At 67.8% G+C, this 19,733-nt stretch carries 22 protein-coding genes; 9 read left to right on the top strand and 13 right to left on the bottom strand.

All coding sequences use genetic code 11. From position 1 onward, the window contains the following. Positions 1-61 precede the first annotated feature (61 nt). Positions 62-217 carry a hypothetical protein gene (locus DEH84_RS19035; RefSeq protein ID WP_159098810.1) on the bottom strand — a complete coding sequence of 52 codons (156 nt, stop codon included), beginning with the start codon at positions 215-217 and terminating at the stop codon, positions 62-64. Positions 218-327: 110 nt separating this feature from the next. Beyond that, positions 328-1,629: a DUF2325 domain-containing protein gene (locus DEH84_RS01990; protein ID WP_109034274.1), complete on the bottom strand. Its 1,302-nt coding sequence runs from the start codon at positions 1,627-1,629 to the stop codon at positions 328-330. 306 nt (positions 1,630-1,935) lie between these two features. Between DEH84_RS01990 and DEH84_RS01985 the strand changes: the two genes are divergently transcribed. Beyond that, the gene (locus DEH84_RS01985) at positions 1,936-2,919 is read left to right on the top strand and encodes a TerC family protein (RefSeq protein ID WP_109034272.1); all 984 of its coding nucleotides are present in this window, start codon (positions 1,936-1,938) and stop codon (positions 2,917-2,919) included. Positions 2,920-2,975: 56 nt separating this feature from the next. On the opposite strand, the gene bfr is transcribed toward DEH84_RS01985, so the two are convergent. Further along, positions 2,976-3,443 (bottom strand): bacterioferritin, encoded by a 468-nt coding sequence (gene bfr, locus DEH84_RS01980; RefSeq protein WP_109034270.1) that lies wholly within the window; start codon positions 3,441-3,443, stop codon positions 2,976-2,978. Between the two features lie 497 nt (positions 3,444-3,940). Here bfr and DEH84_RS01975 point away from each other — a divergent pair, with 497 nt between their 5' ends. Genes DEH84_RS01975 through DEH84_RS01955 form a run of 5 tightly spaced genes read left to right on the top strand, consistent with a single transcriptional unit; the run spans position 3,941 to position 8,897 of the window. Beyond that, entirely contained in the window at positions 3,941-6,208 is a 2,268-nt protein-coding gene (locus DEH84_RS01975; RefSeq protein WP_245932657.1) for a TonB-dependent receptor, read from the top strand. Positions 6,209-6,220: 12 nt separating this feature from the next. Beyond that, complete coding sequence (locus tag DEH84_RS01970) at positions 6,221-6,907, top strand: Fe2+-dependent dioxygenase (RefSeq protein ID WP_109034267.1); 687 nt, start codon at positions 6,221-6,223, stop codon at positions 6,905-6,907. Between the two features lie 34 nt (positions 6,908-6,941). Next, complete coding sequence (locus DEH84_RS01965) at positions 6,942-7,229, top strand: PepSY domain-containing protein (RefSeq protein WP_109034265.1); 288 nt, start codon at positions 6,942-6,944, stop codon at positions 7,227-7,229. Further along, the gene (locus tag DEH84_RS01960) at positions 7,229-7,762 is read left to right on the top strand and encodes a cytochrome b/b6 domain-containing protein (RefSeq protein ID WP_109034263.1); all 534 of its coding nucleotides are present in this window, start codon (positions 7,229-7,231) and stop codon (positions 7,760-7,762) included. Before DEH84_RS01965 ends, DEH84_RS01960 begins: the two co-directional genes overlap by 1 nt. A 19-nt stretch (positions 7,763-7,781) precedes the next feature. Continuing rightward, on the top strand, positions 7,782-8,897 hold the full coding sequence (locus tag DEH84_RS01955) for an alpha-hydroxy acid oxidase (RefSeq protein WP_109034260.1): 1,116 nt from the start codon (positions 7,782-7,784) through the stop codon (positions 8,895-8,897). Positions 8,898-8,930: 33 nt separating this feature from the next. Here DEH84_RS01955 and DEH84_RS01950 read toward each other — a convergent pair whose 3' ends face one another. Beyond that, a complete protein-coding gene (locus DEH84_RS01950) occupies positions 8,931-10,193 on the bottom strand; it encodes an NADH:flavin oxidoreductase/NADH oxidase family protein (RefSeq protein ID WP_109034257.1) in 1,263 nt (420 codons plus the stop codon). Between the two features lie 325 nt (positions 10,194-10,518). Between DEH84_RS01950 and DEH84_RS01945 the strand changes: the two genes are divergently transcribed. Beyond that, positions 10,519-10,839 carry an SWIB/MDM2 domain-containing protein gene (locus DEH84_RS01945; RefSeq protein WP_109034255.1) on the top strand — a complete coding sequence of 107 codons (321 nt, stop codon included), beginning with the start codon at positions 10,519-10,521 and terminating at the stop codon, positions 10,837-10,839. A 99-nt stretch (positions 10,840-10,938) separates the two neighbouring features. On the opposite strand, the gene DEH84_RS01940 is transcribed toward DEH84_RS01945, so the two are convergent. Then, positions 10,939-11,817 carry a crotonase/enoyl-CoA hydratase family protein gene (locus DEH84_RS01940; RefSeq protein ID WP_109034252.1) on the bottom strand — a complete coding sequence of 293 codons (879 nt, stop codon included), beginning with the start codon at positions 11,815-11,817 and terminating at the stop codon, positions 10,939-10,941. A 250-nt stretch (positions 11,818-12,067) separates the two neighbouring features. On the opposite strand from DEH84_RS01940, the gene DEH84_RS01935 reads away from it, so the two are divergent. Then, positions 12,068-12,268 carry a hypothetical protein gene (locus DEH84_RS01935; RefSeq protein WP_342755627.1) on the top strand — a complete coding sequence of 67 codons (201 nt, stop codon included), beginning with the start codon at positions 12,068-12,070 and terminating at the stop codon, positions 12,266-12,268. A gap of 23 nt (positions 12,269-12,291) precedes the next feature. Here the strand turns inward: DEH84_RS01935 and DEH84_RS01930 are convergent, their stop codons facing one another. Genes DEH84_RS01930 through argB form a run of 7 tightly spaced genes read right to left on the bottom strand, consistent with a single transcriptional unit; the run spans position 12,292 to position 18,338 of the window. Then, positions 12,292-12,789, bottom strand: coding sequence for an NUDIX domain-containing protein (locus DEH84_RS01930; protein ID WP_109034249.1), 498 nt, complete (start codon positions 12,787-12,789; stop codon positions 12,292-12,294). After that, positions 12,786-13,691, bottom strand: a complete 906-nt coding sequence (locus DEH84_RS01925) for an ATP-binding protein (protein ID WP_109034246.1) — start codon at positions 13,689-13,691, stop codon at positions 12,786-12,788. Before DEH84_RS01925 ends, DEH84_RS01930 begins: the two co-directional genes overlap by 4 nt. Positions 13,692-13,721: 30 nt before the next feature. Continuing rightward, positions 13,722-14,510 carry a ligase-associated DNA damage response endonuclease PdeM gene (gene pdeM / locus DEH84_RS01920; protein ID WP_109034243.1) on the bottom strand — a complete coding sequence of 263 codons (789 nt, stop codon included), beginning with the start codon at positions 14,508-14,510 and terminating at the stop codon, positions 13,722-13,724. Positions 14,511-14,527: 17 nt separating this feature from the next. Further along, the gene (gene slmA, locus DEH84_RS01915) at positions 14,528-15,208 is read right to left on the bottom strand and encodes a nucleoid occlusion factor SlmA (RefSeq protein WP_245932656.1); all 681 of its coding nucleotides are present in this window, start codon (positions 15,206-15,208) and stop codon (positions 14,528-14,530) included. A gap of 37 nt (positions 15,209-15,245) precedes the next feature. Next, positions 15,246-15,947 (bottom strand): pyrimidine 5'-nucleotidase, encoded by a 702-nt coding sequence (locus tag DEH84_RS01910; RefSeq protein WP_109034238.1) that lies wholly within the window; start codon positions 15,945-15,947, stop codon positions 15,246-15,248. Between the two features lie 5 nt (positions 15,948-15,952). Beyond that, positions 15,953-17,419, bottom strand: a complete 1,467-nt coding sequence (locus tag DEH84_RS01905; RefSeq protein ID WP_109034236.1) for a hypothetical protein — start codon at positions 17,417-17,419, stop codon at positions 15,953-15,955. A 1-nt stretch (position 17,420) separates the two neighbouring features. After that, complete coding sequence (gene argB, locus DEH84_RS01900; protein ID WP_109034234.1) at positions 17,421-18,338, bottom strand: acetylglutamate kinase; 918 nt, start codon at positions 18,336-18,338, stop codon at positions 17,421-17,423. Between the two features lie 217 nt (positions 18,339-18,555). Here argB and DEH84_RS01895 point away from each other — a divergent pair, with 217 nt between their 5' ends. Then, on the top strand, positions 18,556-18,849 hold the full coding sequence (locus tag DEH84_RS01895) for a copper-binding protein (protein ID WP_245932655.1): 294 nt from the start codon (positions 18,556-18,558) through the stop codon (positions 18,847-18,849). A gap of 308 nt (positions 18,850-19,157) precedes the next feature. Here DEH84_RS01895 and DEH84_RS01890 read toward each other — a convergent pair whose 3' ends face one another. Beyond that, the gene (locus tag DEH84_RS01890; RefSeq protein WP_179950603.1) at positions 19,158-19,667 is read right to left on the bottom strand and encodes a YqaA family protein; all 510 of its coding nucleotides are present in this window, start codon (positions 19,665-19,667) and stop codon (positions 19,158-19,160) included. Positions 19,668-19,733: the final 66 nt, after the last annotated feature.

Raw genomic sequence — 19,733 nt, 5'->3', positions numbered from 1 at the left:
GGTGAGGCCGGCCCGCAGGCAACGGCCGGGTGGCAAGGCACCCGATGTGCGCCCTGGTAGCTCAGGCCGCCCCGCTCACCGGCACCGTGAACCAGACGGTCAGCACCACGGCCGCGAAAGGCAGCCAGAACCGAGCCGACTCGGCCCACGGGGCCAGTCGGCCGGGCCGCAGGGGAAGTGGCGCAGAACGCAGACGGCGATCAGAGGGGCGCGGCATGAACGGCTCCAGGGCCCGGCATCGGGCAGAACGCGTTGACCGGCTGGCGGCAGCTGGCTGGCATCGACGGGGTTGAAATATAAATACGAATCATTCTCATCGCAAGCGCGTCATGTTGCCTGCGGGGTCTTGGCGTCGGTGCAAGCGGCTTCCAGCGCCCGGGCCAGGGCGGCGCGGCTCGGCGTGTCGACGAACAGACAGGGCTTGCCGGTCCGCTTGCAGTGCGCTTTCACGCGCCAGTAGGCGCCATGGCTGATGCAACCGGTCTGGCAGACCACCAGGTCCGCGGCAGCGAGGGTGGCGTCCAGCCGCTGGGGGTTGTCCTCGTCGCCGCCGTCATGGTGCAGAAAGCGCCCCCCGGTCTGCTCCACCAGCTCGCGGTAGGCCGGCACGCTGGCCGGACGGCCGCCCACGCACAGCACGGCCCGGTCGATCAAGGCCGCCCGCGGCACCCAGTGCAGCGGCGAGGCGACCGCACGCCCATCGTGCTCATCAGGCTGCGGCGGGAAGGCGTCGGCGCGCTGGGCCTCGGCTGCGAGGGCGCGCTCGCTCAATCTCTGAGCCTGTTCGCTCAGGCGATGAACCTGGCGCTGCAGGGCCTGCAGGCGCTCGGTCTGTGCCTGGCGCTCGCGCAGCAAGGCCTCCCGGGCAGGCAGGTCGGGCTGCGCCGCAGCCAGCCGGTCGCGTTCCTCGCGCAACTGCGCCAACTCGGTGTCCCGCGAGATCAGATCGGCGCGAAGACGCAGCACCGTCTGCTCGAGTGCATCGATGCGCCGGCCCTGCCGATCCGATTGTTCCTGCAGCCGCGCCTGTGCCGCCTGATGCGCCCGCTGCAGCGTGGCGTGCGCCGCCTGCAGGGCGTCGAACCGCGCCTGATCCACCCGCGTGGCAGCGCCCACCTGATGCTGAACCATGTGCACGAAACCCAGCACCTTGTAGGCCAGATCGGGACCGCAGCGTGGGTGCGTCAGCGTGGCCCACAACGCCTCCCCGAGGCGCGGGCCGGCGCAGGCCTCGCGCCACCAGGCCGCGAGCGCATCGGCGTCCTTGCACCGCGCCGCCTGCTTGATGGCCAGCTGGTGGCGACGGTCCAGATCCTTCTGCACCGCCTCGGCCATCGGTCCGCGCTGGCGACACGCACTCACCACCATGCAATGCAGCTCGTACTCGTCGGCCCAGGCGCCGCGGGGCAGCAGCCGCTCGGCGAGCTGGTGCAACGTCGGAATGGGCAGGCACACACCGACCACCGGGCAATGCGCCGTCGCTTCAAGCTCCCAGATTCGCTGGCGCCGCGACCCTCGATCACCGTCCGGCCCGGGCGAACACCCCGCCACGGGCGCGCTCAACGCGGAGGCCGGTTCAGGCAAACGGGGCGAGAGAAAGTCGAAGAGGCGGCGAGAGGCATCGCACATGAGAGGCTCCTTTTGGCCGCACTTTAATGCGAACGATTCTCATTTGCAATGTTGAATTCACCGCTCTCGCTCTGGATACCCATCTTTACGGAGCGGTTTTGCCGGGCCTCGCTACACTTCGGCAATCCGGAAGGGGAGTAGCGCACGGCGCAAGCCGTGGTGACACCCCGTCAACACGGTGGAGCCGCCCGGCATCCACCCGGGTTCCACGAGAGGCCCGGCGCAGCGCCCTGCTGCCCCGTCTCTGGCAAGACCTTCCGGTGACCAACCCGTGCTTTCTGGCACCCTTTGATCACCGGAGAAAACATGCTCACGCTTGCGCCCTTGTGGCTGTGGTTCGTCTTTGCCGCCATCGTGCTGGTGGCCCTGTTCGTCGACTTCGTCGTCCTCAAGAAGCAGGGTGCGCACGAAGTGACCGTGCCCGAAGCACTGCGCTGGTCGGCCATCTGGGTGGCCATCAGCCTTGCCTTCAACGGCCTGCTGTGGTGGGCCTTCCAGCAGGAACAGGGCACCGCGGTGGCCAACACCAAGGCCCTCGAGTTCCTCACGGGCTACCTGATCGAGAAGTCGCTGGCGGTCGACAACATCTTCGTGTTCCTGATGATCTTCACCTACTTCGCGGTGCCGCCGGCCTACCAGAAGCGGGTGCTGATGATCGGCATCATCGGCGCGATCGTGCTGCGCACCGTGATGATCCTCGTGGGCGGCTGGCTCATCAGCCAGTTCCACTGGATCCTGTATGTGTTCGGCGCCTTCCTGTTCCTCACCGGCGTGAAGATGTGGTGGGCCGCGGACAAGGAGTCGAGCCTGGAAGACAACCCGGCGCTCAAGCTGCTGCGCCGGGTGCTGCCGGTGAGCGAGCGGTTTGACGGCGAACGCTTCTGGACGGTGCAGCGCGGCAAGCGCATCGCCACGCCGCTGATGCTGGTCGTCGCGCTGGTGGGCCTGACCGACGTCATTTTTGCGGTCGACTCCATCCCGGCCATCTACGCGATCACCACCGACCCGTTCATCGTGCTGACGTCGAACATCCTGGCCATCCTGGGGCTGCGCGCGATGTACTTCCTGTTGGCTGCCATGGCTGCCAAATTCCACCTGCTCAGTTACGGCCTGGCCGTGGTCCTGGTCTTCATCGGCACCAAGATGATGCTGATCGACCTCTACAAGATCCCGGTGCTGGTGTCGCTCGGCGTCGTGGTCGGCATCCTGGCCATCACGATGATCTGGAGCGTGAAGACGGCGCCCCGCATCGGTGGCAGCAAGACGGCCACCGGCACGCCGCAGTCGTGAGGTGAGGGTTGCGCGTGCAAGGCGTCCGCATCCCGCGGCGCCTCGCTCGAGCCGGCTCAGACGAGCTGGCTCTGCAGGTAGTTCGGCAGCCCCATCAGGCGGATGAGGTTGAGTTGCTGCGACAGCCAGTGGGCGTGGTCTTCCTCGGTGTCGATCAGCATGGGCAGCAGGATGTCGCGGGTGACGAAGTCACGCTCGCGCTCGCACAGCGCCATCACCTCGCGCAGGTGGGCCGTCACCGAAATCTCGACCGCCAGGTCGTTGGCGAGGATCTCCGGCAGATCGTGGCCGATGGTCAGCGTCGAGGGCTTCATGTCCGGGTGCCCGCCCAGCATCAGGATGCGGCGGATCAGCGCGTCGGCGTGGCCCGTCTCGTCCTCCATCTCGTGGGCGATGCGGGCGGCGATCTTCTCGAAACCCCACTCCGCCAGCATGCGGGAGTGGATGAAATACTGGTCGCGCGCAGCCAGCTCGTCAACGAGCAAGGCATTCAGCGCCACCAGCACGGCGGGTGAGCCATGCATGGGAACTCCAATGGTGCAAACGCCGCCATGATGCCGTGAAGCCATGTGGCGTCACGCCAACCGGGTCCGGCATTGACGTACATCAGCCACGTCCCGCACGGGGTATTGCAAATGAGAATCGTTTGCAATAAAGTCACTTCCATGCGCTGACCAATTCAGCGCCGTCTCGCAAGGAGCGCGTTGTCTGGCAGGACGACCGCACCGGTGTGGGGACATCTGGATCCTGGGGCAAGTGGGGCTGACGGATCCGTGTGCGAAACGGCGTGGGTCAGCGCATTTTTTTGTCTGCAGCCCGCGGAAGTGTGGCGGCAATGTGTCACTCCCCGGGTCGGATGGTCGGGTTTACGAGTCAAGTTGTATTGCGAATCGTTATCATTTGCAAACTCACCGGTTCCTCTCGTACGCCAGCCATCCTGCAACAGGACCAGCCAGCCACCCGGAGCCCGGCAAATCAGGCCTGCCTTGCTAGGCCCCCTGCCCTCTGGAGCTTCCTGACCATGTCCCAACGTCGTACCCGTGTGGCCCGCCCTCAGTCGGCCGCGTCCCGTTCTGTTCCCGCCACACTGCCGCTGGGCGCACTGGCCGCCGGCATGGGGCTGAGTCTGCTGGCTGCGCCGGTGATGGCGCAGAACGAACCGGCGGCCAGCCAGACCCTGCCCGCTGTGGGCGTCAAGGCGGCCAAGCAGCAGGCAGCGCCATCGAAGGAGAACCTGCAGACCGTCACGACCAACATCGGCAAGGGGAAGCAGGCGATCCGCGACATCCCGCAGTCGATCACCGTGATGACGGAAAAGCTGATCGACGACGTGAAACTCGACACGTTGAAACAGGCGCTGCACTACACGGCCGGCATCACCTTCGCCGCCACTGAGAACGGCACCGACCAGGACATCCGCATGCGCGGCTTCCCGGTGGCCACCGTCGGCGACCTGCTGATCGACGGCATGAAGGATCCCTCGCAGTACGACCGCGACACCTTCAACTACGACCGCATTGAAGTGATGCGCGGCTCGGCTTCGATGATCTTCGGGCGCGGCTCGACGGGGGGGGTGGTCAACCAGGTCACGAAAAAGCCGATGCTGGCCGACCAGACCGATCTGACGACCACCATTGGCACAGGCGACTACCTGCGCACCACCGTTGATCTGAACAAGCGCACGGACGAGAACGCCGCGCTGCGCATCAATGCCATGGTGACCACCGCCGACAACTACGGCGCAAAAGTGAAAAAGTATGGCGTCGCTCCCACCTACAGTTGGGGCATCGGCACGGCGGATGAGTTCACAGTCGGCCTGTTCTACCTGAACGTCGACAACAAGCCGCTCAACGGATTCCGGTATGTGGGTGGCCAGGTTCCCAAGAACATCGACCCCAACAGCTATTACGGCACGAGCGGTGACTTCCTCAAAGGCGAAGCCACGTATGTGTCGGCGTCTCACGTGCACCGCTTCGGCGGAGATGCCGAACTGCGCACGCAGTTCCGCTCGGGTGAATTCATGCGCGGTCAATGGAGCACAACGGCGACCTTCGGCACCGGCACCACTCAGGCAAACATCGACGGCAGCACGTCCATCACACGTGGGGGCCTGACCCCCCGCCGAGACATCTACAACGGCACTTACCTCCAGAGCGATTTCAGCAACAAGCTGACGTTGCTCGGCATGAGGCACGAAGTGCTCGCCGGTGTTGACCTGTCTGCCGAACAGGCCACCCGCTACTCCAACAACGGCGCTCGCAATGTGCTGGGCACCCGCCCGGTTGCCACTGTAGGCAATCCGAACAATGAAGCGGACCTGACAGGCACCGGAAACCGCCCGCTGTGGCGCGAGACGTCCAGCTATGCAGGCTGGGCACTGGGCGCGTACGCGCAGGATCTGATCCAGATTGCCGATCACTGGAAGGTGCTGGGTGGCGTTCGTTGGGACCGCTTCGAGACCACGACGCAGTCGCTCACCTTCGGCACCAACGCATCGCCCTCGCTGACCCCGACAGCCACTTCACTGACCCACCTGAAATACAGCTCGCTGTGGAGCCACCGCGTCGGCCTGCTGTATCAGCCGACGTCCGAGTCCTCGTTCCATCTGTCGCACAGCTCGTCGTTCAACACCGCCGCCGACACCTACCAGTTCACCACCGCGCTGAACTCCAACACGCCGGCCGAAAAGAGCCGCAACATCGAAGTGGGCGCCAAGCTGGACTGGCTCAACGGCGACCTGTCGACCCGCTTTGCGCTGTTCCGCACGGAGAAGTTCAACGAACGCACCACCGACATCGACTTCGCGACCAGCGCCTACACGCTGTCCGGCAAGCGCCATTCGCGCGGCCTGGAGGTGGACGTCGTGGGCCGTCTGGCCAAAGACGTGGAGGTGTACTTCTCGTACGCCTACATCCCTGAAGCGAAGATCGACCGGGCCGGCTCGGCAGGCGCCGGCGTGGGGCAACGCGTGGGCCTCACACCTCGCCATACCGGCGCAACCTGGCTGAGCTGGCAAGCCATGCCGAAGTTCCGTGTGGCAGCCGGCGTGCGTGGTGCATCTGAGAACCGTCCGCTGACGGGCAGCACCGGTGCGGCCTCGGCCACCGCAAAGGCCGGTGGCTACACCGTGGTCGACGCGATGGCCGAGTACAAATTCACTCAGGACACCTATGCCCAGCTGAACGTGACCAACCTGGCCAACCGTACCTACGGCGACATGCTCTATCCGGGCTTCTCCGTGCTGGGCGAAGGCCGCTCGATCAAGTTCACCGTCGGCACGCGCTTCTGACCTGCTTCCGCCATGCTGCTCCACGCTCAACAGGTGCTGACACCGGATGAAGTCCACCACGCGCGCACCCTCCTGTCCGATGCACCCTGGTCGGACGGCCGTGTGAGCTCGGGGCAGCAGGCCGCCCAGGCCAAGCGCAACGAACAACTGCCGGAAAACCACCCGGTGACCCGGCAGTTGCAGGAGATGGTGCTCCAGGCCCTGCAGCGTCACGCCCTGTTCTTTTCGGCCGCGCTGCCACGGCAGGTTTCACCGCCCATGTTCAACCGCTACGGCGGCAACCTGAACACCTTCGGCAACCATGTCGACAGCGCGGTGCGCCACCTCCCGGGCGGCGTGGGGCGCGTGCGCACCGATGTATCGTGCACCATCTTCCTCAGCGAACCCGATGAGTACGATGGCGGCGATCTGGTGATCGAAGACACCTTCGGGCCACGACGCGTCAAGCTGCCAGCAGGCGACATGGTCGTCTACCCCGGCACAAGCGTGCACCGGGTCGAACCGGTCACGCGGGGACACCGGGTCGCAAGCTTCTTCTGGGTGCAGAGCATGGTGCGCAGCGACGAGCAACGGCGCCTACTCTATGACATGGACATGCACCTCATGCACCTACGCAGCACGGTGGGCGAGACCGACGAGGCCGTGATCGGCCTGACGGCGACGTACCACAACCTGCTGCGCATGTGGATCGATGTGTGAGCCCCCCTCCCCTCTTGTAATGCGGAGTCATTCAATGACCAAGATCACTGTCCTTCTGACCACCCTGGCCGCCGCACTGATGGCCAGCGGTCCAGCCCTGGCCCATGGTGAATTCAAGTGCGATGTGCCGCAAGCCGAGTGGCGCAAGCAGATGGACCTGCAGCGCAAGCTCCTCGACGACGGCTGGAAGAAGGTCCGCCAGGTCAAGGTCGACAACGGTTGCTACGAGGTCTACGGCTTCGACGAGACGGGCAAACGCGCCGAGGTCTATTTCAACCCCAAGACCTTCGAGAAGGTCGGCGCGGTGAAGCAGCCGGACTGATGCAGGTCTGGGATCCGTTCGTCCGGCTGGTGCATTGGAGCGTCGCCGCTTGCGTGGCCGTTGCCTGGATCAGCACCTTGGACGACGTGGGCTTCGGCCCACATGAAAACGCCGGCCTGCTCGCCGGCGCACTGGTGCTTGGCCGGCTGCTGTGGGGCGCTCGCGGACAGAGCCATGCAAGCCTGCGGCGGTTCGTGCACGGGCCCAGGGCCACTTGGGCATATGCAAGGCAGGTGTGGCATGGCACCGAGCGCCGCCACATGGGCCATAACCCGCTCGGCGGCTGGATGGCCCTGGCCCTCTGGACATGTGTGCTCGCCCTCGCCTTCACCGGCTGGCTGTACACCACCGACGCCTTCTGGGGGGAGGCGTGGCTCGACGAATTGCACCGCTTGCTGGGCTGGTGCCTGCTCGGCCTGATCGCGGCCCATCTGGCGGGCGTCGCGTTCACGAGCCGACGGCATGGCGAAAATCTGGTGCGTGCCATGATCGACGGGCGGAAGCCGGCTCCCGGCCCGGACGACGTCGTCTGAGCGGGGAGCCGACCAGACCATGCCTGAACCTGCTCTCACATCACTGCCCCCCGAGGTCGTCGCCCTGATCGACCACGAGCGCCTCGCGCAGGCGCGCCTGCCACAGGCCGCCTGGGCCTACTTCCAGGGCGGCGCAGCCGACGAGGTCACCGTGTCGGCCAACCGCGCCGCCTGGGACGCGATGCGCCTGCGCCCTCGGGTGCTGCGCAACCTCACGGGCGGCCACACCCGGATCAAGTTGCTCGGGCGCACTTGCGCACATCCCATCCTGCTGGCGCCGGTGGCGTTCCAGCGCATGGCGCACCCGGACGCAGAACTGGCCACGGCGGTGGCCGCGTCGGCCCAGGAGGCCGGCATGGTCCTCAGCTGCCAGTCCTCGACCTTGCTCGAGCATGTGGCCCGAGCCATCGGCACCGATGCGGGGCGCGGGCCGCTCTGGTTCCAGCTTTACCTGCAACATGACCGGGATTTCACGCTGGAGCTCGTCAGGCGCGCCGAGGCCGCGGGTTACGAGGCGCTGGTGCTCACCGTCGATGCGCCGACCAGTGGCGCCCGCGATCGCGAGCGGCGAGCCGGCTTCTCACTGCCACCGGGCATCGAAGCGGTGAACCTGCTCGGCCTGCCACCCTGGCGTCCCGCTGCACTGCAGCCCGGCCAGAGTGCCATGTTCGATGGCCTGCTGCAGCAGGCGCCCACGTGGGGCGATGTCGCGTGGCTGAAGGCACACACGCGGCTTCCCGTGCTCCTCAAGGGCATCCTGCACCCGGACGATGCGCGCGCGGCACATGACGCGGGCGCCGACGGCCTCATCGTGTCCAACCATGGCGGACGGACGCTGGACACGGCCCTCCCCACCGCGGAAGCCCTGCCCGCGATCGTGGCAGCCGTGGGGCACACCATGCCCGTGCTGGTGGATGGGGGCATTCGCAGAGGCACGGATGTCCTGAAGGCCCTGGCGCTGGGAGCCCGGGCCGTGCTGGTGGGCCGTCCACAGGTTCACGGGCTTGCCACAGCGGGGGCGATGGGCGTGGCACACGTGCTGCGCCTGCTGCGCGACGAGTTGGAGATCGCCATGGCCCTGTGTGGTGTCGCGACCCTCGATCAGATTGATGCGGACCTCGTGATGTCGCGTTGACGCACGGGGGCGCTCAATGGATGAGCCTGGCCCTCAACTCGCCCGCAAGCGCGTCGGCCGCTTCTTGCGCCCCAACCCCGCCTGCTTGAGCAAAAAGCCCAGCAGCACCCACAGCGCCGACTCCTTCGGCTTGGGGGCCTCTCCCCGGCCGATGCGCTTGAGCTGGCCGGTGTACCAGGTCACCTCCATCAGCCCCATGCGATCCACCATGCCGATGCCGGTGCGGATGGGCCGCACGGTCTGCGTGGGCTGCTGACCGGCCAGCAGGCGTCGGGGCAGATCGGGCTCGATGGCCAGCGCCCGCGCCAGGCCGACGAAATCGACCGCTCCGGATGACACCGCCTCGGCCATGCCCTCCAGCGAGCGGAAGCCGCCCGTGACCACCAGCGGCACGCGCACGGCCTGTCGGGCCTTTTCGGCAAAGGCCAGGAAGTAGGCCTCGCGCTGGCGGGTGCTGTCCTTCACGGGCTCGGCCCTGGCTTTCACCCCCGTCATCGCAGGCGCCTCGTAGGTGCCACCCGACACCTCGATCAGGTCGATGCCGGCCTCGGCCAGCGCGCGGATGGTGTCGAGCGACTCTTCCTCTGTGAAGCCCCCGCGCTGGAAGTCGGCCGAGTTCAGCTTGATGCCGATGGGGAAGGTCGGCCCGACGGCGTCGCGCATGGCGCGGTAGACGGCCAGCACGAAGCGTCGTCGCTTCTCTGGCGTGCCGCCCCACTCGTCTTCACGGCGGTTGTGGTGCGGCGACAGGAACTGGCTGACGAGGTAGCCATGTGCCCCGTGGATCTGCACCCCACTGAAGCCCGCCTGCTTCACCACGCCGGCCGCGCGACCGAAGCGCGCCACCAGCTCATGCACCTCGGCATCGGTCAATTCGCGCGGCGTCGGAAAGAAGGCCTGCATCTCCGGGCGGAAAGGCACCGCCGACGGCGCCACGTTCTCGCGGTTCAGCCCCTTGGGCGCCTGCTTGCCCGGGTGGTTGAGTTGCACCCAGCACTGCGCGCCCTGCTGGGTGGCCGCCTGCGCCCACGCCCGCAGCGCGGCCAGGTCGCCCTCGCCTTCGATCACGACGTTGCCCGGCTCGCCCAGCGCACGCCGGTCGATCATCACGTTGCCCGTCACGCACAGCCCGATGCCGCCCTCGGCCCAGGCGCCATACAGCCTCGCCAGCTCGGGCGTGGCGCCACCCGCACGGGTGCCCAGCGCTTCGCTCATGGCGGACTTGAACAGGCGGTTCTTCACGACCGTGCCATTGGGCAGGGTGAAGGGCTGGGCCAGCACGGCTTGAGGGGTCATCAACGCGCTCCACGAAAGAGGGGGGACATCCCCCCGGATTGGACACCAGGCCATTGGATGGCCGGGCGCCCTGTCACCGGATGTTCCATCCGTGCGCCGTGGCGTCCGAAAGGGCACATGGTTTGCCTGCGAACGGCCACAACGGACAGCGCTGTCGATACCGCGGGGCAAAATCATGACGTGCCCCGGCCACACAGCCCGGGAAAGCGTGGTTTTGCCTGGGAAGAAGCATTACCATGTCCGATGCATCGCCTCAGAGGAACGCTCGCACAAGCAGCCGGCGCCCGGGGCCCACAGATCCGACTTCTCTCTGGAGTGAATTCACATGGCAACTGCGAAGAAAGCCCCGGCCAAGAAGGCCGCCACGAAGACTGCCGACAAGGCAGCTGCACCGAAGCGCGCCCCGAACGCGGCCTTCTCCAAGCCCCTGACGCCGAGCCCGCTGCTGGCCGCCGTCATCGGCAAGGACCCGCTGCCGCGCACCGAGGTCACCAAGAAGGTGTGGGACTACATCAAGCAGCACAAGCTGCAGGACGAAGCCAACAAGCGCAACATCAATGCTGACGCCAAGCTGAAGCCCATCTTCGGCAAGGACCAGGTCACGATGTTCGAACTGACCAAGCTGATCAGCAACCAGCTGAGCTGATCGCCCCCCGGGTGCCGGGCCGCGCATGCGTGGCCCTCGGCCCCAAAGGCATCCGCCCTCCAGCCCGGCCCTATGCCGGGCTTTTTCATGGGCGCGCGTTCACCACCACGGGTAGAACGGCGGCATGTCGGAGGCCTGGCTGGTGAAGCGCGCCGGGCGCTTGTCGAGGAAGGCCTGCACGCCCTCCTTGCCGTCGCCGATGCTGGTGTAGAACATGGCGAGCGAATCCACCTGGTGCGCCGCGAGCGGATGCGGCTGGGCCGCATTGCGGTACATCATCTGGCGCGTCAGCGCGATGCCCACCGCCGAGCGCTCGGTCGCGATGCGACGCGCGATCTTCATCGCCTCGGCCAGCAGGTCGTCGCCCGGCACCACGGCCTTCACAAGGCCGCCGCGCTGCGCCTCATGGCCGTCGAACACATCGGCCATGTAGGTCCACTCCAGCGCCCGCGAGATGCCGACGATGCGCGGCAGGAACCAGCTGGAGCAGGCCTCGGGCACGATGCCGATGCGGCCGAAGACGAAGCCGATGCGCGCCTTGTCGGATGCAAGGCGGATGTCCATGGGCAGGGTCATCGTCGCACCGATGCCCACGGCCGCGCCGTTGATGGCACCGATGACTGGCTTCTTGCAATCGAAGATGGACAGCACCACGCGCCCGCCGGTGTCGCGCACACCATTCAGGATGGCCGGGTCGTTCAGCCGGGTCTGCAGGTCGTCCATCGTGGGGCGCTGCCCCTCATCCAGCCCGAAGACGTTGCCGCCCACCGACAGGTCCATGCCGGCGCAGAAGGCCTTGCCGGCCCCCGTCACGACGACGGCCCGCACGCTGTCGTCGTCGCTGGCGCGGGTGAAGGCATCCACCAGTTCATTGGCCATCTCGATCGTGAAGGCGTTGAGCTGATCGGGCCGGTTCAGCGTCAGCAACAGCACACCGTCGGTGTCGACGGACCAGTTCAGGGTTTGGTAGGACGTCATCGTTTGCCTCGCTCGTGTCTCGTTCTTGATCAATGTCGATCGATCGACCGTTCGGGTGTCCCAGAATAGCGCAGGGGTATGCCCCTTGACGGCACAGCTCGCCCCCGGGAAGCTACCGAGGAACAAGCCATGCCGTTCGGGCCCACAATGCGCCCGCGCCGACAAGGCTTGGCCAAGGTGGCACCCATGAGGTGCCTTGCATAGACGGGGCGCAGACCGCGCCCAGAACCGGAGACAGATGATGTGGAAGATGCTGGTTGGTTTCGTGGTGTTCGCCGTGATCGTGGTGTTCGTGCTCAGCAAGACGGATGCGAACATCGACATGGGCGGTGAGAAGCACGGGATCGACCCGACCCACACGGAAGAGTCCGCCTCGGCGGCCAGCGCTCCGGCCAGCGAACCGGCGCCCGCCGCCAGCGCCGAAGCCCCTGCCAGCGCCGCCTCGAACTGAGGCGCGCCGACGGCCCACGCCCCTCAGTCGCCCGACACGGGCGCCTGATGCGTGGGGCCAGGGTGGCCGCGCTCGGCGGCCAGCCATTGCAGCACCGGAATGGTGCCGGGCAACACCGGCACCACGTCCACCGGCAGCGTCTGCCAAGCCATGTGCTGCCCTTCGCGCATCTCGAATGCGCCTTCCCATGTGTAGACCTTGCAGAAATGCAGGCGCACGCGCGCGTGGGGATAGTCCATCACTTCGGTCTGCCATGCATGGGCCTCACCGATCGTGATGCCGAGCTCCTCGATCAGCTCGCGGCGCAGCGCCTGCTCGACCGTTTCGCCTGCTTCGAGTTTGCCCCCCGGAAACTCCCAGTGCCCTGCGTAGACCTTGCCTTCGGGGCGTGAGGTCAGCAGAAAGCGCCCTTCGCGCCCCTGCGCATCGCGCTCGATCAGCACGCCCACGGCCACCTCGACCGGCACGCGATCGGTCGGCTCCATGACGTGGTACGACTTGCGTTCGGGCGACGTGCTCATGGCGCTGCCCCTTGAACGCGTCCGGCGTGGTCGCGCGCGAACTGGTAGGCCACGCGGCCGGAGCGGGAGCCCCGTTCGATGGCCCACACAAGGGCCTCTGGTCGTGCCGCCTCGATGGCGCCGGAATCCACCCCGAAGTGGCTCAGCCACTGCGCCACGATGGCCAGGTACTCGTCCTGGCTGAACGGATAGAAGCTGATCCACAGCCCGAAACGCTCGGACAGCGAGATCTTTTCCTCCACCACCTCGCCGGGGTGCAACTCCCCGTCATCCGAGCGCGTGTAGCTCTTGTTGTCGGAGTGGTATTCGGGCAGGAGATGCCGGCGGTTCGACGTGGCAATGATGAGCACGTTGTCGCCGCTGGCCGACACGGTGCCGTCCAGGATGGACTTCAGCGCCTTGTAGCCGGGTTCGCCCTCGTCGAAGCTGAGGTCGTCGCAGAAAACGATGAAACGCTCGGGGCGGCTGCTCACCAGGTCAATGAGATCAGGCAGGTCGATCATGTCGGCCTTGTCGACCTCGATGAGGCGCAGCCCCTCGCCCGCATGCGCGTGCAGGGCTGCCTTCACGAGCGACGACTTGCCGGTGCCGCGCGCACCGCTGAGCAGCACGTTGTTGGCCGGGCGCCCGGCCACGAACTGCGCCAGGTTGCGTGCAAAACGCGCCTTCTGCGTGTCGACCTCCTGCAGGTCGTCGTAGCGGATGTGGGCCACGTGACGCACCGGCTCGAGCCAGCCGGCGGCCCACGCGGCCGTGCTGCGCTTGCGGTAGCGGAAGGCGACCGAAGCCTGCCAGTCCGGCTCGATCACCGGGCTGTGGTGGGACGACGGGACAAGGGTTTCAAGGCGCTGCAACAGGGATTCGGCGCGCGCAATCAGGGAGGACACGTCGGGAGAGCTCATGGGCGCCAGTGTAGAGGCAGGGCCCGTGGCTCACGTGCTGAGGGGATGCAGGCCTTGCGGGGTGATGGCCCACAGTTGGTCACCCGGGCCGGGCTCGGCCGGATGCATGCCGGTGAAGGCACCGAAGGCCGGCAGGACGCCCAGCGGGCGGCGCACGGGTTCGCCCAGCCAGAAACAGGGCAGGCGCAGGTGATCACGTGCGCGGGCGCGCAGCGACACGCAGGGATGCCAGTGCCCGCACAGCGTGTAGCCGGCATCCGGCACGGGCGCGGGGTGGTGGGTGCAGGCCAGCGCACCCTGCCGCCAGTGGCCGTGCTCGGGCAGGTGGAGGAGGCGCGCGCCCAGGCGCTGCTGCAGGGGCCCGAGGTCGGCGCGGGCGCGGGTGTCGTGGTTGCCGCCGATCAGCACCAGCTCGGCGCGTTCACCCACATCCACGGCCCAGCTGGCCATGGCCTCGGCAAAGCGGGCCACGCTGTCACCGCCCTGCGGGCCATGGAAGAGGTCGCCCAGCACCACCAGGCGTGCGGCATGGCTGGTGTGCAAGGCATGCAGCAAGCGGGTGAGCGTGTCGCCATCGGCGCCCTGGCGCACCGAGGCCGGCAGCGGCAGCCCCCGCGCGCTGAACTGGTGGGCCTTGCCCAGGTGCACGTCGGCCACGAGCAGCGTGCCGCCAGCGGGCCACGGCACGTCCCGCACCTCTCGCTGCCCCGATGGTGCTTCGTGCGAGCACCCGGCCGGCGCCAGCCAGGCGGTGCGGTCGGGCCGCAGCCACACAGCCTCTCCCGCCAGGCTCACACATTGAGCCACTGCCTGCGTCATTGCCGTCACATGCCGCCTCAGGCCAGCAGCGTCTGCAACGTGGCGTCGAGGTGCTCGGTGGGGTGACGGACAAAGCCCGTGCGCGTGTAGCGCTGCAGGCGTCCCAAGAGCACCGCCATCGCCAGCGACGCACCGGCCTGTGCCGCCACCGTGGGCGTGGCCGCACCCCGCGACTCGGCCAGCATGCGCCAGCTCTGGCGCAGCAGCGATTCCAGCCGGTCGAGCGCCTGGTTCATGCGCGCGGCCAACCGCTCGTGCTCGTGCAGCAGGGCCTCGCCCACGATCACACGGCACATGCCGGGGTTCTTCTCGCCGAACTGCAACACCATGCCGATCACGCGGGCGATCTGACGCGCCGGATCCGGCTCGCGCGCCACGATCTGGTTCGCCAGCGTGAACAGGCTCTGTTCGATGAAGCCGATGAGGCCCTCGTACATCTGGGCCTTGCTGGCGAAGTGCCGGTACAGCGCGGCCTCGCTCACCTCCAAGCGTGCAGCCAGGGCGGCGGTGGTGATGCGCTCGGCGGAAGGCTGTTCGAGCATGGCCGCCAGGGCCTGCAGGATCTGGTTGCGACGCTCGCCCGGCGCGGGGCGCTTGCGCACGGACGTGGGCGGTGCGGTCAGCGCGTCGGGGGATGCCGACTCGGTGTCGTCGATGGGGTCTGCCTCGCTGCTGCTCATCGCCTGCCTGGCCCGCATGGGGGCGTGTTGGTCTGCTGCCCGGACCGGGCCGCGTTCAGCGGGGCCGACGTGGCCGCCAGTGGTGCAATGCCCGAAGCCGTCGGATTCTGACACACAGCCAGGGCGGCCGACCGTGACCGGCGCCGGTCTCCGGGCCATGCGGGTTGTCTCGCAGGTAATGCCGCATCCACACCGTGCCCATGCCCAGGCTGGCCGCGCTGCGGAGGTTGGCCAGCGTGTCTTCGACGAGGATGCAACGCTGGGCCGGCAGCCTCAAGCGGGCCAGCACGATGCGCAGCATGCGGGCGTCGGGCTTGGGGCGCAGGTGGCCGAACACGCGCATGCCTTCGATCGACACCACCGACTCGAAGCAGCTGGCGAGGTCGAGCGCCGTGAGCACCCGACGGGCGTAGTCGGCAGGCGCGTTGGTCAGCAGGATCTTGCGACCGGGCAGTCGCTGGAGGGCGACGCGGTCGACGTGGGGCATGCTGAGCGTGCCCTCCAGCCCCGGCAGCGTGTGCGTGTGCGCCAGGAAATGGGCGGCCCGGATGCCGTGGTGACGCTCCAGCCCGAGCAGCGTGGCGCCATAGCGGCGCCAGTAGTGCATCCGCAGCGCATCGGCCTCGTCATGCGGCAGGCCCAGGTGCGTGACGATGTAGTCCGTCATCGACTGGTTGAGCCGGCCGAACACGGCGCGGCTGGCGTCGTGCAGCGTGTTGTCGAGGTCGAACAGCCAGATGGGGTCGGTGCGGGGCATGGTGTTCAGGGCTTGAGCACGACGGGACGGACGGGCAGGCGGGCCCACTTCAGCACCACCGACTCGGCTTCAGAGCGGTACCACGGGCGGGCCGCCACCTCGCCCTGCCAGGCAATGTCGGTCACGGCGTGGCCGGTGCGGGCCTGCACCCAGCGCTGCACGCGCGGGTCGCGCAGGTCGGCGGGCTGGGCCACCAGCAGCACCTCGGCGGGCAAGGGCTCCAACCAGGGGACGACCGGGGTCAGCACACGGGGCGCCTCGGGCCAGGCGTGCTTCAGGTTGGCGCCGGGCATGTGGTGCGTGGCCAGCAGCAGCGGCGGCACCGCCCCCCATTGCGTGCGCAGCGCGGCCGCGAGATCGGCATAGGGCAGGTTCTGGCGCGTGGGCTTGCCCGAAGGCCACAGCACGCGCGCCGGCAGCGCCAGCGCAGCGATCGCGGTCACCACCGCGCCCACCGCCACCATGCGCCGCCCCCATTTGCGCACGGCTGGGTCGGTCGCGGCGGCCAGCCACAGCGGCAGGAAGAACAGTTGCGGAAAGAACCAGCGCGGGCTGAAGCGGTCCACACCCAGCGCCGTGGTGAACAGGAGCAGACCGGCCGCCACGGCCAGCGCCAGATGCCCCAGGAAGCGGCTGGCCTCGGACGCGCGGCGCGCCTGCCAGAGCATGGGCAGCGCCAGCAGCCACCATGGCGTGAAGAAGGCCAGCAGGGCCTGGGCCGCCTCGGCAGCCAGCCCACCCGGCCCGCCGGAGCCCTGGATCTTCTGCAGGGTGCGGTCGAGCGACTCGGGATGCTGCATCAGCCAAAGCCCGTGCGGCAGCCACACCAGCGCGCCCACGGCCGCGACCGTGAACAGGCTCCGCCAGCGCCAGCGCCCCCGGGTGACGGGCGACAGCGCCAGGGCCAGCGGCAAGGCCACCAGAAAGACCATGGCGTTGTGCTTGGCCAGCAGGGCCGCGGCCGCCAGCAGGCCGGTGCGCGCGTCACGCCACCACGCCGGCTGGCGCAGGCTGTTGAGCGCCGACCACAGCACGGCGGCGGTGGCAGCAGCGGCCAGCAGCGAATGGGTGAGGTCGCGCTGCGCCTCCCACACCACGGCGGGCAGCAGGGCCAGGCCGGCCAGGGCCACCCGCCGCTGTGCGGCGCTCAGGCCCAGTTCACGGGCGGCACCGTCGCACGCCAGCACCAGCCCACCCAGCAGACCGATCTTGATGCCCCACAACGCGAGCACCGGCAGCCCGGTGACGGTGCCGAGCGCCCACACCAGCCAGGTGTAGAGCGGCGGCTGGTTGGTGTAGCCCCAGTCCAGGCGCTGCGCCAGGATGAGTTGCTCCGCCTGGTCGAGCTCGACCGTGGGCGACACGCCGGCCTGCATGGCGGCCACCAGGGCCAGATAGACGAACAGGGCGACCGGCCATGCCAGACGCCCTGCGGACGGGGAAGCGGCCCCGCCCGACCAGCGGGGGGCCATGTCAGTGCGACCGGATCATCGTGCCGTAGGCCGACTCGGTCAGGATCTCGAGCAGCATGGCGTGCGGCACGCGGCCGTCGACGATGTGCACGGCATTCACGCCGCTCTTGGCGGCATCCAGCGCCCCGGCGATCTTCGGGATCATGCCCCCGCTGATGGTGCCGTCGGCGATCAGCTCGTCGATGCGGCGGGCCGTCAGGTCGGTCAGCAGGTTGCCTTCCTTGTCGAGCACGCCCTTGATGTTGGTGAGCAGCATGAGCTTCTCGGCCTTGAGCACCTCGGCCAGCTTGGAGGCCACCAGGTCGGCGTTGATGTTGTAGCTCTCGTTCTTCGAGCCGAAGCCGATCGGGCTGATCACGGGGATGAACTGGTCATCCTGCAAGGCCTTCACCACGCTGGGGTCGATGGACTCGATCTCGCCGACCTGGCCCACGTCGTGCTCCAGGCTGGGGTCCTTCAGGTCCTTGAGCTTGAGCTTGCGGGCACGGATCAGGCCACCGTCACGGCCGGTCAGGCCCACCGCCTTGCCGCCGGCGGCATTGATCAGGCCGACGATGTCCTGCTGCACCTCGCCGGCCAGCACCCACTCCACCACTTCCATGGTCTCGTCGTCGGTGACGCGCATGCCCTGGATGAAGTGGCCCTTCTTGCCGACCTTGTTGAGCGCTGCATCGATCTGCGGGCCGCCGCCGTGCACCACGACCGGGTTCAGGCCCACGAGCTTGAGCAGCACGACGTCTTCGGCGAAATCGGCCTGCAGCTCGGGATCGGTCATGGCGTTGCCGCCGTACTTGATGACGATGGTCTTGCCGTGGAACTTGCGGATGTAGGGCAGCGCCTGGGCCAGGATCTCGGCCTTGTCACGGGGGGCGATGAGCGCAACGGAATCGGACTGGACCGGGGCGGGGGTGTTCGGCATGGCGGGCACGGCAAAGCGATGAGCGAAGCGGGTATTTTAGGAGCTTCGCCACCGCGCCGGACGCCGCCCGCCGCAGCCCCCGACAGGGTCAACCGCGTGCTGCATCCGATCGTTGAAGGAAGCAGGGCATGATGCCCGCAGCGCCCAAGGGCGGGAACCCCCACCCCGCCGGGCGGTCCAACCGCCGCATCATGGCCTGCACACAAGGAGCCCTACCGTGAAACCGTCTCTCGCCCGCCCCCTCATCACCCTGCTGGTCGGGCTGGGGCTGTCGCTGTCCGTGCTGGCCCAGCCGGTGCAAGGCGAGGTCCGCAAGGTCGATGCCGAAGGGGGCAAGATCACGCTGAAGCACGGCGAGATCCGCAACCTCGACATCCCCGCGATGCAGATGAGCTTCCGGGTGAGCGACCCGGCGTGGCTCAAGCGCTTTCAGGTGGGCGACAAGGTGACCTTCACCGCAGACAAGGTGGGCGGCCAGTTCACGATCACCTCGATCACACCACGGCCCTGAGCGCCCGCTCGGGTGCACGGACAAGAAAAAGGGCCCCGATCGGCAGACCGGAGCCCTTTTTCCGAGACATGTCCTCCCCGGACCTGACTCTTCTCTTGATGACAGCGATTTTTTGGCTTGTTTGTCAGGCCGGGCGACGTCTTGCTGCGCTCTTCACCGACCTGACGCAACGCAGTTTAGTGTCGCCCTGCGTCAAATATTCACGCAAAGACGGGGCAATCGTTACAAGATGATTCCCATGTTCATGGGAGGCCCCCGGAAGGGGGAAAAAGCGCCTGCCGGGGTCGACCATCTGACCGATGCCCCCCTCAGATCATCCACAACAACGCCGCGGTCATGGTGACGTAGCGCAGGGCTTTGCCGACCGCCATGTAGCCCACGCAGGGCCAGAACGGCATCCGCAGCCAGCCGGCCACGGCACACAGCGGATCGCCCACCACGGGCAGCCAGGACAGCAGGCAGGCGACCGGCCCGAACCGCCCAAGCCAGCGGGCAGCGCGGCCCTCGGCCTGGCCGGCACCGGGGGGCAGGTCGGAATCGGGCGCCCGGTGGCGCAGGTGGTCGGAAGCCCGGTGCGCAGCCCGCCCCATCCACCAACTGATGGCCCCGCCCAGCGTGTTGCCGGCCGTGGCCACGGCGACGGTGGGCCAGAACAGGTCCGGCTTGAGGGACACGAGGGCGTAGACCGCCGGCTCGGAGCCCAGTGGCAGCAGCGTGGCCGACACCAGGGACACCAGAAACACGGCCCCGAGCCCGACCTCGGGCAGAGAGAACCAGGCCAGCAGGGCTTGCACCCAGGTCATCAAGGTGGCTTCCATGGCGCGATTGTGGGGCAGCCTGCACGGGCGAGCGCCCCACGAAAAAGGGCCCCGAAGGGCCCTTCC

The sequence above is a fragment of the Aquabacterium olei genome (assembly GCF_003100395.1).
In the GTDB taxonomy this organism is placed as follows: domain Bacteria; phylum Pseudomonadota; class Gammaproteobacteria; order Burkholderiales; family Burkholderiaceae_C; genus Aquabacterium; species Aquabacterium olei.
The sequence above is the reverse complement of the archived record's forward strand: the minus strand, read 5'-3'. Positions and strand labels throughout refer to the sequence as shown.